A 15,424-nucleotide genomic window follows, 5' to 3' on the forward strand; every position below is an offset into this window, starting at 1 on the left:
AAATCGCGCAAACATAACAATAACACATTAAAAACAATAAGATAACTTGTTGGCATGCTATCTGCTTAGTTGGGCTATCTAAGACGCCACTTCGAGGCGTGACGAATGACTCTAATAAAGAATAAGGAAGGTTTTTATGTTGGCTCGCGCAATTACTATGGTGACCGCCCTGGTACTCGGACTCACTGGATGCATTGTGAATGTGAATAGTGCGGGTAGGGACAACTTCGATTATCACAAGCAGACTCAACTGACCCTGGAGGCCCAATCGCTAGATACCCTGGTCGCCGATACGGGCGCTGGTAACCTGAAGATAGTGGGTGATGCCTCGGTTGAGCAGATCACCCTAGACGCCGACATCTATGGTTATGATGGCGCCGAGCCCGAGTTGACACTTACCCGCAGCGGCAGCAAGGCCAAGCTGGTGGCCAACTTCGATAGCTTTCATCGCATGAGCTTCTCAAATGGTCAGTCGCCCTACATAGATCTTATGGTGAAGGTGCCTGCCGACATGATGTTGGATATTCACGATGGTTCGGGCAGCATAGTGATCCGCGGCGTGCAGGCTGACATGCAGATTGAAGATGGCTCCGGCGCCATAGAGATAGATGGCGGGAACAAGCTCACCATAGACGACGGCTCGGGCAGCATCTCGCTCACCAATGTGGCGGGTGATATTCAGGTTAAGGATGGCTCAGGCAGCCTGACTATCGCATCGGTAAAAGGAGATGTGGAGATCGACGACGGCTCGGGTGCCATAGAGGTTAGAGGGATCAAAGGTAAGGTCACCATAGACGATGGCTCAGGTGGCATTAGTGTAGTGGACACCCAAGGGCTTCACATCATAGACGCAGGCTCAGGCAGCCTCAGCTTCGACAAGATTCAGGGTCAGGTCAGCATAGACTAAGCCAGGACTTCCCGGCGCAGAGGCTAATCTCGGGGTCGCACGAACCTAGGGATTAGCCGATGCCCACCCTTTAAACCTGAAACCTGGGGTCAGGCTCTGGCTAGCTTACGGGGTGCTAAAGGCTGGCGAGCTTGCAGATATTGGCGGATCACCAAGATGCTGGCAAGCAGCAGGAGTCCCCAGCGCAGACCGATGATCTGCCAGGCCATCTGCGAAGAGGTTTCCTTGTATTGGCATGTCAGCAGGGTGATCAGCAATACGCCTGCCATTATTCCCCAACGCTTAGGCGACATACGCACCAAGGGGATATAGGAGGCAACGTAGGCGCAACTTAGTCCCAATAAGGCGCCAGCCAGCACGTCTACCGGCCAGTGGGCACCCACCAAGATGCGTGATAGCGCCACCATGCCAGCCCCCATCAGCAACGCCCACTTGCTCTTCTTATCTCGCATGACCATGAGTAAGGTGCCGGCAAACAGGAAGGCGCTGGTGCTGTGACCCGAGGGAAAGCTGTGGTGCAGGCGTGTCTCGCCGACGATATAGAGAAAATCCAGGGCCGCCGCCGGTCTGGGGGCATCGAAATACTGTTTCAGCAGGGGGACTAAAATCATCGACAGCAGGCTGGCGGTCAGCACTCGCGGCATCAGCTCGGGGCGACGCAGCAGGCAGATGAGTACGATAGTGCCCAGTGTGCTGCCGTGGCCGAGATCTGTAATTGCGAGCTGTAGCCACTGCGGCACCTTGGGCGAGAGGCCGTTGATGGCATGAAAGAGGTCAAGGTTGAGAACCTGATTCAGGCAGAGGAGCAGGAGCATGCTGACCAGCAGTAGCAGGACGCCATAGCGGCTGCGATCTGTGGTCATCGTCAGGGAGGTTTCCCTGGCATTCTGAGCCTGGGTTAATCTGAACATGGCACACCTCTTCATCTTAGGAGTCTCCAGTGTAGGCTCCCAAGTGTGAAGAAAGCGTGAACCTTGGTGAAAGTCTTACGCCTTTTGGGTGGTTAACCTTGCAATGCCTGCCAACGCCTTGGTGCGATACATGGCACCATATTCGCGCCAGATCAACATAGCGGCAGTGGTGATCAGGCCCCACCTGAGCATGAGTATCGGCCAGATAAGATCTTTATCGAAACTCTTATCCAGTTCGCATATCACGAGTACAAACCAGAGGAAGGCCATGATCAGCGCCTTGTGTAACTGGCTTAGCTTGACTAGAGGGCAATGGGCCGCTGCGTAGGCGCAGAAGAGGCCGACGAAGGCGCCCATGATCACATCCTGTGGCCAGTGTGCACCGACGACGATACGCGACAGTCCCACCAGGCTGGCGAAGCCGATTGCCAGGCATTTGATCTGCGTCTGCCTAAAGGCGAAGAAGAGGGTGCCGGCAAACAGGAAGGCGGTGGCGGTATGGCCTGAAGGGAAACTGTGTTTGAGGCGGATCTCGCCGACAATATTGAGCGTCTCCAGCAACACGGCCGGACGAGGAGCGTCGAAGGTCTGCTTCAGCAGGGGCACTATGATCAGCGACAGCACGCTGGCGATGACGACCCTGAGCAGAAGCTCCGGACGTTTCACCAGGCAGCAGAGAGTGATCACCCCAAGGGTGACGCCATTGCCGAGATCTGTGATCAGCAGGAGGAGATCGGCGGGTGCGTAGGCCGCAATGCCGTTAAAGAATCTAAATAGGGATAGATTGTTCGAGGCGTCTAACACTAAGAGGTGTAGACAAAGTAGAAACAAGAGTAACCCAATAAAGCCGCGTCCCTGGTACTTGTCTTGCGCAGGCATTCCCATCGCCTTTGCTTGTTGTTGTAAATTCATAGTCTTTCCACATAAACGCGCCCGCCTACGATAGTGGTTTGTTATGGGTAAGTAAAGGCGTTTAACCCGATGTAAAACCTGGGTTTACATCTTGTTGGGCCGAGTCGCTCTGGTTTGTTCTGGCTTTAGCCTATGATTTACAGCTGCTTTCCCTTGCATTTTCTACGGGTTTTCATCATTTGAATCAAAGTGTATTAGCGCAACTTTTTGTGCTTTTGTGAGCCTTTTCACTGCGATCTCCCGCTTCAGGGCTGCCGAGCGGCTACCGACCCGCTCACGATAGACCAGGGTCAGCGGCCCCTTGCCCCTGAGATACTTGGCGGTCTTGGGGCCATTGTCACTATGCTCCTTGAAGCGGCGATCGATATCTGTGGTAATCCCCGTGTAGAGGTGGCCGTTGGCGCAGCGGATCATGTAGAGGCTCCAAGGCCCTGTGTTCATAGCTTCTTGTGTCATCTTAGGCCAGCCCTAACAGGCCGAGGAAGAAGGCATACTCTTCGGCCGTATCTTCATAGTGGCGATAACGGCCGCTCTTACCGCCGTGACCTGCCTCCATGTCGATATGAAACAGTAATAGATGGTCATCTTGTTTGAGCTCTCTGAGTTTAGCCACCCACTTGGCGGGCTCGAAATACTGTACCTGAGAGTCATGCAGGCCAGTGGTGACCAGCAGGTGTGGGTAGGCCTGGCGGCAGATGTTGTCGTAGGGGGAGTAGCTCAACATGTAGCGGTAGGCCTCGGCCTGATTTGGGTTACCCCACTCGTCATATTCGTTGGTGGTGAGGGGCAGGGATTCGTCCAGCATGGTGGTGACCACATCGACGAAGGGAACGTGCGCCGCCACGGCGAGATAATGCTGCGGTGCCTGATTGATCACCGCACCCATCAGCAGGCCACCGGCACTGCCGCCACTGGCGACCACCTTATCCCGGGCGCAGTAACCTAGCTTCACCAGGGCCTGGGTGACGTCGATAAAGTCATTGAAACTGTTCTGTTTCTGCATCAGGCGACCGGCATCGTACCAGGGGCGGCCCAGCATCTCACCGCCGCGAATGTGGGCGACGGCATAGACGACGCCGCGATCCAGCAGGCTAATGATGGCACTGTCGAAGTCGGGCTCTATGGTGTAGCCGTAGGCGCCATAGCCATATTGATATAAGGGGTTGCTGCCATCCTGGCGGAATCTGTCCTTACGATAGACCAGGGTTACGGGCACCTTGGCGCCATCTCGGGCGTCGATGAACAGTCGCTCGGTCTGGTAGTGCTGGCTATCGAAGTTGCCGAGCACCCGTTCCTGTTTCAGCAGTTGCCTCGGCGTTGCCTGGGTGAGATCTACCTGGTAGATAGATTCCGGCGTCGATGGGCTGGCATAGTAGATACGCAGATAATGGCTGTCCTGGGTCGGATTGACATCCAGCCCCACCACGTAGGCGGCATCGTCGAAGCTGAGTTCATAGGCCGGGGCGTTGTCGGGCAGTATAAGGATCTGGCTCAGTCCCTGCTGGCGATACTGCACCACCAGATAGTCTTTCAGTACCAGGAGATCTTCCAGGCGCTGCGACTCGTCTGCCGGGAGTATCTCCTGCCAGCTGTGCTTGTCGGCGAAGCTCGATTCGGGGGCCTTCATCAGCCGAAAATTTACCGCCTGCCAATTGGTCAGTATGTAATACTCATCGCCCCGCTTGGCCACCGAATATTCGTGGCCCGTCTCCCGCGGCAGCAGCGGCTTAAAGTGTCCCTCGGCCTGCTGGGCATCCAACACAGAGACCTCGCTGGTGAGTGTGCTCTCGTGAGTGAGCAGGATACGCGACTCATCCAGGCTCTTGCCGATCGACAGATAGAAGCTGTCGTCTGTTTCCTGATAAACCAGACGGTCATTAGCCTGGGGATCGCCCAAACGGTGGCAATAGACGCGGTCGCCCAGCAGGGTTTGCGGATCCTTGGCGATATAGAAGAGGTGTTTGTTGTCGTTGGCCCAGACGATTTCGCCGTCTGTGTCGGTTAGGCTGTCCTCGAGCCAGCTCTCTTGGTCGAGTCGTTTGATGCGGATGGTATAGATGCGGCGACTCAGGGTGTCTTCACTGATCGCCAGCAGGGTTTCATCTGGGCTGACGCTCAAGCCGCCCAGGCTATAAAACTCCTTACCCTCGGCGCGCTCGTTGGCATCTAACAGCAGCTGCTCTTCGCCCTCTAACGCTCGCTTACGGCCAAACAGGGGGTACTCGTCTTCTCCCCGGTAGCGCTTATAGTACCAATGCCCATGCCAGCGATAGGGGACGCTGGATTCATCCTTGTCCACACGGCCAACCAGCTCCTGAAACAGTGTCTGTTGCAACGACTCGAAGGGGGCGAAGCAGGCCTTATGGTAGCGGTTTTCCGCCGCTAGGTGTGCCAGTACCTCGGGGGACTGACGGTCATCGTCCCTAAGCCAATAGTAGTCATCGATACGCTCATCGCCATGGTGCTTGAGTACATGAGGCTGTTTGCGGGCGATAGGAGGAGTTATCCCTGACATAGGACTGACCTTATTCTGAATCGAAAGTGAGCGGGTGCTGGAGCAAGAGCTTAGGTGATCTGGCTTATATTTGTCACCCCTGACGCTTGTACTTTGATGGATTTAGGCGCACCATAGCCACGCTTTCCATCGACGGAGAGTACATTCTCAGGGCGGGGTGAGACTCCCCACCGGCGGTGATCAATCCATTCGGGTTGTCAGCCCGCGAGCGCCTATTTGCATCTAGGTATTAGTTTGCAACTAGGGTCAGCAGATCTGGTGAAGTGCGCGCCAAGCCATTTATTCCAGAGCCGACGGTAATGAGCACCTAGTGCGCTAAGTCCGGATGAAAGAGAATATAAGATAGCGTGACTGCGAGAAGATGAGGCCAAGCCTCTGCTTTTCTCGTGCCTGCACACCTCTTATTCGGCGAGCCGAGATAAATTTATCTCAAGGCGCGCCATTTTCTGTATGCCCTGATTCTGGAAAAACCATTTTATTAGTCTTACTAAGGATTTAACCATGAATCAGTCTCTACTTTCTCCCTTTGGTGATGCCATCACTCGTGTCGAAGCTGCCTTAGCCGCGCTAAGGGCCGGTCAAGGCGTGCTGGTGGTCGACGATGAAGATCGTGAAAACGAAGGGGATCTTATTTATAGCGCAGAACACCTGACCCAGGCGCAGATGGCACTGTTGATCCGTGAATGCAGCGGCATCGTCTGTCTCTGTCTCACTGACGAGCGCGTGAAACAGCTGGATCTCCCGCCCATGGTGGCAGACAACTCCAGCCAGTATGGCACCGCCTTTACCGTGAGCATCGAGGCCAAGGTGGGGGTAACCACAGGGGTGTCGGCGGCCGATCGCGTGACGACCATCAAGACCGCCATTGCCGATGATGCCAAGCCGAGCGATCTGGCGCGTCCTGGCCATGTCTACCCACTACGGGCACAGCCTGGTGGCGTATTGACGCGTCGCGGCCACACCGAGGGTACGATCGATCTGATGAAACTGGCCGGGCTTAAGCCGGCCGGTGTGTTGTGTGAAGTGACCAATGTCGATGGCACCATGGCCCGTCTGCCTGAGATCATCGCCTTCGGCGAGCAGCATAAGATGCCTGTGCTGACCATCGAAGATATCGTCTGCTATCGTAAGTCGCTACTCGAACAGGCGAGCTAATTCAATGCTCGTCGGTTCACATTTGTGGACTCTATTGAGTATCTATGGTGAACAAAGAGTCATATGTTGGCTCTTTGTTTATTAATAGGACGCAAAAATCTCCCTGTTAACCGTCTTCTGGTTTGTCAAAACCTGTGCCAGCCTAGTTAGCTGGAGCCCAAAGTCGTTCTCACCAAATCTTCCTACCAATTTAAATGTTAATAAAAAATAAAGGCTTATTGGATATTGCGCCATAGATCCGTCAATTTCGTGACCTAGATTAGACTTTGGTTAAATAGGTGTGACGCCGGGCCTTAGGCTATGTTACTACTCTCAGACCCTAATTCCCTCGTGTCTGCTTTTGTGATTGTCGAGCAAGGAGCGCTTTAGATGTCATCTATGCTGAACCGGTATAGTTTGAGCCAGAAATTAATCTTGCTGGCGACTATCCCCATGTTGTTGCTGCTGATCTTCGGCAGCTTGCGCATGTTCGATCTGATCGAGCGGCAGCAGACGGCTCAACGTAATGCCCTTGGGGTGATGATCACAGAGCAGACCCAGAAGCTCATTTATGCCCTGCAGAACGAACGCGGCCTGTCGGCCGGTTTTATTGCCAGCAAGGGGGAGCGATTTGAACGGCGGCTGCAGACCCAGCGGCGTCAGACTGAAAAGGCGTTTCAGGAGCTACTCGATGCTCCCAATATTGCCAACTTGCATCTTTCCCTGAGCGAGATAGATAGACCCAGCGTCAACCTGCAACAGAGTGTCGATACCATTCATAGTCTCGCCGCGCGGCTGGAGGAGGTGCGTCAGGATGTCGATAGGCTCAAGGAGAGTGGCAGTTTCAGCTTCTACAGCGAGTTTACCCAGCACCTCCTGGTGCTCATCTCCCAGATCCAGTCTCAGGTGCAAAATACCCTGCTCGCCAAGGCCTATAACGATCTCATCCATATGCTTAAATTGCAGGAGCTTGCGGGCAAGGATAGAGACTTGCTGAACCGGCTGCTGTCGGCCGATAGCCTGGATTATCAGTCCTATCTTGCTGGCTATTCGATGGAAAATGAGCTGAATGATGCCTTCCATGAGCTGTTGTCCACGACCTCCATGGCGGATCTCGTGCTTATCCAGGAGACCCTGGACAATGAAGCGACCCAGGAGTTGGCTCTGATGAAGGAGCGGGTGAGGGGGCAGGTGAACCTGATTCTGCTCGCCAATCGAATCCGGGAAAGGTTGGGGTATGGTGGCCTGATCGATCACTTTCAGGATTACCTGCTCGGAGGCGAGGCGTCCAATATTACGCTGTTCGAAGAGGATCGTCAGGCGATACAGGAATCGCTGCGTCAGGCACAGGGGTTACCCTATGTGACATCGGTACAGCGTAAGGCGTTAGAGCAAATTGCTAACGCCGTGTCGCAATATCGTGAGGCGATATACGCTCAGCGCCAGCATAAGTTGTCAGGCAATACCGGGCCCTTGCCGCTAGTCAGGGAAGAGCAGCCTATGCTGGAGGCGCTGTCACTGTTACAGCATCAACCCCCTGCGGTGACCAGCGAAGCCTGGTGGGCCTTGGCCAGTGAGTCCTTGAGCCAGATGAATCAGGCCAGCCTGATCTTGAGTGGCAATATTGCCTTGTTGGTGGAACGGCAGGGGCGTGAGGCGCTGGGTTATTTGGTGCTCGGTATCATGGCTGCCATGTGCAACTTTCTGTTCTTGATCGTCTTGGGTCGCCTCATAGTCAACAACCTGGTGACCCGCATCGGTACCATAGCCTCTCTGATGCAGCGCATGGCCCAGAATACTCAGCTGCAGCTGTCAGTGCCGGTGGATGGGCGAGACGAGGTCGCCAAGATGGCGATGGCCCTCAACGCCATGTTGAGCGAGCGCCAGAAGGCCAACCGTGAACTCTCCCTGGCCTCGGCAGTGTTTGAATACTGCGCCGAAGGGATAGTGGTCACCGACAAGGAGAACCTGATCGAGGCGGTGAACCCCGCCTTTACCCAGATCACCGGCTATACCCTGGCGGAGGTCAAGGGACGCAGCCCGGCGATCCTTAATTCTCATCAGCAGCCTCATCACTTCTACGAGCAGATGTGGCAGTCGCTCAAGCAGTACGGCAAGTGGCAGGGGGAGATCTGGAACAAGCGTAAGAATGGCCAGATCTATCCCGAATACCTAGCCATTACCGTGGTTAAGGATGACAAGGGACGGGTGGTACAGCATATCGGCCTCTTCCTGGATATCAGCAATCGTAAGAAGTACGAACAGGATATCTGGTACAAGTCCAACTATGATGCCCTGACCAACCTGCCTAATCGTCAGCTCTATACCTCGCGTCTGTCGCAGATGCTGCAGCTGGCGGAGCAACGTTGTTGCTCGGTGGCCGTGCTCTTCATCGATCTGGACAGATTTAAGTACATCAATGACATCTATGGCCATGCTGTGGGTGACGAGCTGTTGCAGGTGGCGGCGGCTAGGCTGGAAGCCCTGTTGGAACAGCACGATTTCGTGGCGCGGCTTAGCGGCGATGAGTTTGTGGTGGTTATGGGGCACACCAAACATCAGGGCGAGATAGAGCTGCGGGCGAAGCAGATATTGCAGCACCTGTCATCGCCCTTCGGCATCAATCGCAACGAGTTGCTGATCTCCGCCAGCGTCGGTATCAGCTGCTACCCCAGCAACGGCACCAGTGTCGAGGTGCTGACCCGTAATGCCGAGACAGCCATGTATCAGGCAAAACAAGATGGCCGCAACTGCTTCGGTTACTTCTCGCCCGATATGAACAACAACATGTTGGCACGTATCACTCTGGAGCAGTCGCTGCGAAGCGCCGTGTTGCAACATGAGTTTTGCCTGCATTATCAGCCGATTGTCGATACCAGCAGCGGTGAAGGCATAGCCCTCGAGGCCCTGCTGCGTTGGCGTCATCCGCAGCGGGGCTTGGTCCCCCCCGATGAATTTATTCCCATCGCCGAGGAGACTGGGCTGATCGAGCCTATCGGAGAGTGGGTGATCCAGCAGGCGCTGCGGGATCTGCGTCAATGGCATAACCAGGGGATTATGATCAACATGGCGATCAACGTCTCTGGCCGCCAGCTGGCCCATGGTGACCCAAGCCATTTCGCCTGTATGCTCAACGGCCTGCTGCAGAAGTATGATGTGGCGCCTCAATATATCCATATAGAGATCACCGAATCGATGCTGATGGCCGATACCGAGCTATCCCTCGCGGCGCTGACGGCGATTCGCCATCTGGGGGTCGAGATCTATCTGGATGATTTTGGCACCGGCTACTCTTCTTTGAGCTATTTAAAGCAGTTCCCCATCTCAGTGATCAAGATAGACAAGAGCTTCGTCGACAACATGCTGGAAGACAGGGCAGATGCCAACCTGATCAAGGCGATCATCACCATGGGACAGAGTCTGGATATGCGCCTGGTGGCCGAAGGGGTGGAGAGTGAGCCTCAACGTAGCTTCCTACAGGGATTAGGTTGTGATTTCGTGCAGGGTTATCTTGTTGCTAAGCCTATGCCTGTGAGCGAGCTCGAGCCCTTGCTGCAGCGCATCGTTCGGGTGAGACCGACTTCTCTGCAGTAATCATTTAGGTTTGTGAGCGGCAGCTATTTACTCGTGACTACAGGTAAGCGTCATCTTCACCAAATTAGGCGAGCGACTTTGGGGTGAGGCTATTGGTTCAGCTCTGTGGGGTGAGTCCTGTGGGTTGAGGCCTGTGGGGGAGTTGAAGGCGGGGCGTTATGCCCCGCATCGGGCTTATTCGCCGACTGTCATCACGCTGGCAGACTCCTGCTGAGCCATCTGTGCCAGATCTTTATCGACGAAGAATAGCGCCTTGCCATCTTCGCCTACCAGACGGATCTTATCGACGATAGACTTGAACAGCTTCTCCTCTTCGTGCTGCTCAGACACATACCATTGCAGGAAGTTGAAGGTCGAGTAGTCCTGATTGGTAAAGGCGGTGTGAGCCAGGGCGTTGATCTTGCTTGTGATCATCTGCTCATGCTCATAGGTGTATTCAAACAGGGCAAGCAGCGATTCGAACTGTGATTGAGGCGCCTCGATCGCCCCCAGCAGCGGCATGCCACCGGTTTCGCTGACATAGGTAAATAGACGATGCATGTGCTGCATCTCTTCGTCGGCGTGAGCACGCATAAATTTCGCGGCACCCTCAAAGCCCTTGTCTTCACACCAGGCGCTCATCTGTAGGTAGAGGTTAGAGGAGAAGAACTCCACATTAATTTGCGCGTTCAACTGATCTATCATCGTTTGTGCCAGCATAGTTACTTCCTTAATTGGGTCATTTCTAATTGCTTAGGGCCTGTTTATCTTTCAGGTTCAGTTTTTGTTCGATCTAAACGGGTTTAGATGAACCCTTTGGGCAGCGTTTTTAGGCCATTTCTGCTGCGCTATCGCCAGTTTGTGTTGAATAACGACAGGATTCAGGCTCTGCCTTGTATCAATTACCCTCAAACTGCGGCAAAAACAAACAGGAAAGGTACAGGCCCTTTTTATTGTGTTTAACCCCCCGGCGAATTGCAACCATCTTTACTTAACTCAATGTTTTTAAATGCAAATAATTATCGTTAATGGCTTAATTAAGTGGCTCTTCGTTCAATTGTTACATTTGCTAACCAAATCATGCGGATTTATTAACACTTTGTCTCTAGGCTTTAGGGTCAAGAATTTAATCTCATGACCCCGGCCGAGCCTTAGCGCCAGGGGTGGGACAACCGATGAACCTCACCAAATTAAGCACTAGTAATCCTGCCGGCACCTTAGTGGCGCTGCTGCTGATCGCGATATTCGGCGTGTTAGCCATAGGCAAGTTGCCGATTCAGCTGTTGCCCGACATTCAGCGGCCGCAAATCTCTGTCTTCAACAACTGGCGCTCGGCGGCGCCACAGGAGATGGAATCCAACATCATAGAGCCTCAAGAGAATGTGTTACGCCAGGTGCCGGGAGTTGTCGAAATGACCTCCAACATCTCTCAGGGCTTTGGCGGCATCACACTCACCTTCGAGGTGGGTAGCGACATGCAGGCGGGGATGATCAATGTGATCAACGCCCTCAACCAGACGCCGCCGCGGCCGCTGGACGCCAACGAGCCCTTCATCAATGTCGGCGGGGGCAACGGTGCGCCGAATCTGGCCTCTCTGCTGATCCGCATGGCGCCGGACAATCCGGCCACCGACTTTGCCCAGTATCAGAAGCTGATCGACGATGTGGTGGAGCCTAGGCTGAGGCTGATCTCAGGCGTAGGCTCGGTGCAACTGCAAAGCCGCCTGCCGAAAGAGCTGCATATCGAGTTCGACCCCTACCGCGCCGCAGCGTTGGGGATCACCTTAGATCAACTGCGCAGCACCCTCTCGCGGGCGGCGGATATCTCGGGCGGTACCGCCAATGTGGGGCGTCGCCAATATACGGTGCGCTTCATTGGTCAGTACACGCCGGAAAACCTAGGCAATCTCATCGTCACCTATAACGAGGGGCGCCCCATCTACCTCAACGAGCTGGCGGATGTGGCCGTTTCTACCGCAGAAGTGCAGGGTTTTACCAAGCGTAATGGTTATCCTGCCTACTATATGACGATAGAAGGCACCTTCGATGCCAATACGGTGAAGGTGCTGGACGGCGTTAACGAGGCGATTGCCGAGCTCAACCAGGGCCCGCTCAAGGAGGCGGGGTTGGTGCTGGATCTCTCCTTCGATGCCTCTGTACATATCAAGCGGGCCATCTGGCTGGTGAAGGGTAACCTGGCGATAGGTGTGGTACTCGCCCTAGTGATCCTCTATGCCTTCCTGCGTAGCTTCCGGGCGACCCTGATGATCGCCTCGACCATCCCCGTCGCGTTGTTGATCGCCTTCTTCTTCCTCGAGATGATGGGGCGTACTCTGAACGTGATCTCTCTAGCAGGCCTTGCCTTCGCCGTGGGGCTGGTGTTGGATGCGGCCATCATAGTGCAGGAAAACATAGTGCGTATCTTGCAGCAGGGGGCACCTGTTCGCGAGGCCATCGCCCGGGGCACAGATCAGGTGAAGGGCGCCCTGCTGGCCTCGACCGCGACGACAGTGGCCATCTTCTTGCCGATCCTGTTTATGCCTGGGGTGGAGGGGCAGCTGTTTTCAGACCTGGCGCTTACCCTGTCGGTGGCCGTGGTCTCTTCTTTTATCAGTGCCATCACCCTGATCCCAGTATTTAGCCTGTTGTGGCTCAAACTCTCCTCACAGGAAGATGGGCAGCAAAAAGGTCGCCTGTGGCAGTGGATATCGACTACTGTCCAGCGCCTCACCGGCGACTTGAAACGCGCCAGCTTCTGGTGTGTCACCCTGATCATAGGGGCCGCCTTGTTGACGTTTGCCCTGATGCCTAGGCCCGACTTTCTGCCCCAGGCGCGCTCCGACGGCATATTTGCCTTTTTTGCGTTGCCGCCGGGCGCCAATGTGAAGACGCTGGAGAAGGAGGTGGGCGATGTGATCATCGAGCGCCTCAAGCCTTACTATGACAAGGAGAAGCAGCCTTATATCAAGGGGTATAACTTCTCCATGTACAGCGCCTTCAACGTGCTCTTCATCTATCCCGAAGACCCGTCTCAGGCCGATACCATGATAGATCTGCTCAACAAGGAGATCTTGGTGGGCCTGCCCGATACCCAGGCCTTCACCAACCGTGGCTCCCTGCTGCAGTTTGGCTTTAATGGCGGCCGGGCGATTAATATCGACCTTCAGGGGGCCGACATGGAGGCCCTGATGGAGACGGCAGGCAAGGGGATGGGGCTCATTCAGGAGGCGCTGCCTGGCGCGGTTGTCAGGCCGATCCCTGGGCTCTCCATGGCACAACCCGAGCTGCAGCTGATCCCTAACGAGCGCCGCCTGGCCCAGGCCGGTGTCGACAGGATACAGATAGCCAATGCCATTCGTGCCTATACCTCTGGCTTGTTTGTGGGCGAGTATTTCGACGGTAACGAGCGCATGGATGTGCTGCTCAAGGGGCCCAAGTGGCAGGTGCCCGAACAGCTGTCGGCGACCCCCGTCTATACCCAGGCGGCGGGCATACAGACCATAGGCGAACTGGCGACCCTCAAGCGCACTGTTGGACCGACTCAGCTGCAGCGGGTTAACGGCAAGCGTAGCGTCAGCCTGTTGATCTTCCCGCCGGCGGATATGTCCTTGGATGAGGCGCTGGAGAAGCTCAACGAATCGGCGGTACCGACCCTGAGAGCCAGCCTGCCGGAGAACAGCTCCCTCATGTATCGTGGTAGTGCCGACAAGCTCGACAGCACCATCAAAGACATGGGAGCCAACTTTGCCCTGGCCGTGGTGATCCTCTTCCTGCTGATGGCGGCCATGTTTAAGTCTGCCAAGGATAGCCTGCTGGTCTTGCTCTCCATGCCGCTGGCGATCTGCGGTGGCGTGGTGAGCCTGCGCCTGCTTAACCTGTTTAGCTTCCAGAGTCTGGATCTGCTGACCATGATAGGTTTCATCATCTTGCTGGGGCTGGTGGTCAATAACGCCATCTTGCTGGTGGATCAGACTCGCCAGAGTTATAGGGACAACCCGGATATCGATCTGGCCATCGCCCAGGCCGTGGCGACCCGTGCCCGCCCCGTGTACATGAGTACCCTGACCTCCATCTTCGGCATGCTGCCGCTGATGTTGGTGCCGGGGGTAGGTAGCGAGATCTATCGTGGCCTGGCGGCGGTTATCGTCGGCGGCATGACCTTTAGTGCCTTGTTTACCCTTATTTTAATGCCCAGCCTGTTGCGTCTGGCCCATAGGCTGAGTCCAGTTACAGATCGGGTGGCCGATGAGCCAGCCCTCGCATCCACCACAGGAGTGAAGTCATGAGATCCTTAATTGTCGGCGTGCTGGCGCTCTCTCTTTTCGGCCCCATGAGCTGGGCTCAGGGCGAGGCGCCTGAGCGTCTGGTGCAGGTGGTTCAGGTTGAGAACCGCGCCCTGTCGCCCAAGATCATGGTGATAGGCTCTGTCCATTCCCGTAACTATGCCGAGCTGACCTCGGGTATCGAGGGCAAGCTAGAGTGGGTGATCGAGGCGGGTACTCAGGTGAAGGCGGGCGAGGTTGTGGCCCGTATCGAGAAGACGCGCCTAGAATTACAGAAGGCTCAGCAGGAGGCCCAGATAGAGTATGAAACCGTGGGACTATCGCGGCTTAACCGCGAGCTGAAGCGGCTGCAGCAGCTGATCGTTAACAAGAATGCCTCGGAAACCGAGTTAGACAAGGCGCGCTCGGACCGTGATCTGGCGGCGGCCAACCTCAAGCTGGCGCAGATCAAGCTCAAGATGATCCTCGATGATATCGCCCGCACCCAGGTGAAGGCGCCCTTTGCAGGGATCATCACGGCGCGTCAGCGTCAGGCGGGCGAGGATATCAGCCGCGCCGAGTCTATCGTCGCCATCACAGACCCGGACAACCTGGAGATCCGCTTGCATGCACCGCTCAAGCACAGCCGCCGGGTGAAGGTGGGGGATGAGCTTAGGGTCTACCACGGCCTGGGAGAGTTCTCCGCTAAGATCCGCAGCCTGATCCCTGTGTCCGACGTGCGCTCGCAGACCTTCGAGGCCCGCATCGACCTGCCGCTGGAGCGCCAGGATATGCTCAACGTTGGCGAGCTGGTGTCTCTTGCCCTGCCGATCGCTCCCAAACAATTGACCACCTTAGTGCCTCGCGATGCCGTGGTGCTGCGCTCCGCCGGTGCCTTCGTGTTCAAGATAGATGAGAGCAACAAGGCGGTGAAGGTGGCCGTGGAGCTGGGTGACGGTGAAGGGGAGTGGATCGCCGTCAAAGGCGAGCTAAGCGACAGGGATCAGGTGGTGATCCGCGGCGCCGAGACGCTGCAAGATGGTCAACAGGTAAAAGTGCAGGGTGACGCCCCGGTGCTGAGCGCCGGTTAATCTATATCTTTGGAGATAGTCGAGCCGACATAGGTCCCACCTGTGTCGGCTTTTTGGTTGAATCTCGGCAGATTGCGGCCAAAAACTGCCGTCGAGATCATAGTCTTCTGATCTCAGCA

Annotated in this window: 9 protein-coding genes, 1 pseudogene and 1 riboswitch; of the genes and pseudogenes, 5 read left to right on the forward strand and 5 right to left on the reverse strand. The window is 55.5% G+C overall.

All coding sequences use genetic code 11. The annotated features are described in order from the left end of the window. Positions 1-136: 136 nt before the first annotated feature. Positions 137-907 (forward strand): hypothetical protein, encoded by a 771-nt coding sequence (locus L1D43_RS18205; protein WP_239853873.1) that lies wholly within the window; start codon positions 137-139, stop codon positions 905-907. An 89-nt stretch (positions 908-996) separates the two neighbouring features. On the opposite strand, the gene L1D43_RS18210 is transcribed toward L1D43_RS18205, so the two are convergent. The 4 genes and pseudogenes from L1D43_RS18210 to L1D43_RS18225 all read right to left on the reverse strand — a co-directional run bounded on the left by L1D43_RS18210 (position 997) and on the right by L1D43_RS18225 (position 5,245). After that, positions 997-1,818 (reverse strand): phosphatase PAP2 family protein, encoded by an 822-nt coding sequence (locus L1D43_RS18210; RefSeq protein WP_239853874.1) that lies wholly within the window; start codon positions 1,816-1,818, stop codon positions 997-999. A 75-nt stretch (positions 1,819-1,893) separates the two neighbouring features. Beyond that, positions 1,894-2,730, reverse strand: a complete 837-nt coding sequence (locus L1D43_RS18215; RefSeq protein ID WP_239853875.1) for a phosphatase PAP2 family protein — start codon at positions 2,728-2,730, stop codon at positions 1,894-1,896. Positions 2,731-2,892: 162 nt separating this feature from the next. Further along, positions 2,893-3,156 (reverse strand): annotated as a pseudogene (locus L1D43_RS18220) (GIY-YIG nuclease family protein); the annotation flags it as partial. A gap of 31 nt (positions 3,157-3,187) precedes the next feature. Continuing rightward, positions 3,188-5,245 (reverse strand): S9 family peptidase, encoded by a 2,058-nt coding sequence (locus tag L1D43_RS18225; RefSeq protein WP_239853876.1) that lies wholly within the window; start codon positions 5,243-5,245, stop codon positions 3,188-3,190. Between the two features lie 139 nt (positions 5,246-5,384). Further along, positions 5,385-5,586, forward strand: a riboswitch (FMN riboswitch). A gap of 160 nt (positions 5,587-5,746) precedes the next feature. Here L1D43_RS18225 and ribB point away from each other — a divergent pair. Next, the gene (ribB, locus tag L1D43_RS18230) at positions 5,747-6,400 is read left to right on the forward strand and encodes a 3,4-dihydroxy-2-butanone-4-phosphate synthase (RefSeq protein WP_239853877.1); all 654 of its coding nucleotides are present in this window, start codon (positions 5,747-5,749) and stop codon (positions 6,398-6,400) included. Between the two features lie 369 nt (positions 6,401-6,769). After that, positions 6,770-9,973 (forward strand): EAL domain-containing protein, encoded by a 3,204-nt coding sequence (locus tag L1D43_RS18235; protein ID WP_239853878.1) that lies wholly within the window; start codon positions 6,770-6,772, stop codon positions 9,971-9,973. A gap of 174 nt (positions 9,974-10,147) precedes the next feature. Here the strand turns inward: L1D43_RS18235 and ftnA are convergent, their stop codons facing one another. Beyond that, positions 10,148-10,672, reverse strand: coding sequence for a non-heme ferritin (gene ftnA, locus L1D43_RS18240; protein ID WP_041509641.1), 525 nt, complete (start codon positions 10,670-10,672; stop codon positions 10,148-10,150). 455 nt (positions 10,673-11,127) lie between these two features. On the opposite strand from ftnA, the gene L1D43_RS18245 reads away from it, so the two are divergent. Then, positions 11,128-14,238, forward strand: coding sequence for an efflux RND transporter permease subunit (locus tag L1D43_RS18245; RefSeq protein WP_239853879.1), 3,111 nt, complete (start codon positions 11,128-11,130; stop codon positions 14,236-14,238). Then, complete coding sequence (locus tag L1D43_RS18250; RefSeq protein ID WP_239853880.1) at positions 14,235-15,305, forward strand: efflux RND transporter periplasmic adaptor subunit; 1,071 nt, start codon at positions 14,235-14,237, stop codon at positions 15,303-15,305. The genes L1D43_RS18245 and L1D43_RS18250 overlap by 4 nt, the downstream gene beginning before the upstream one ends. The last annotated feature ends 119 nt before the right edge of the window (positions 15,306-15,424 follow it).

This window comes from Shewanella sp. Isolate8 (assembly GCF_022398495.1).
GTDB classification, from domain to species: domain Bacteria; phylum Pseudomonadota; class Gammaproteobacteria; order Enterobacterales; family Shewanellaceae; genus Shewanella; species Shewanella aquimarina.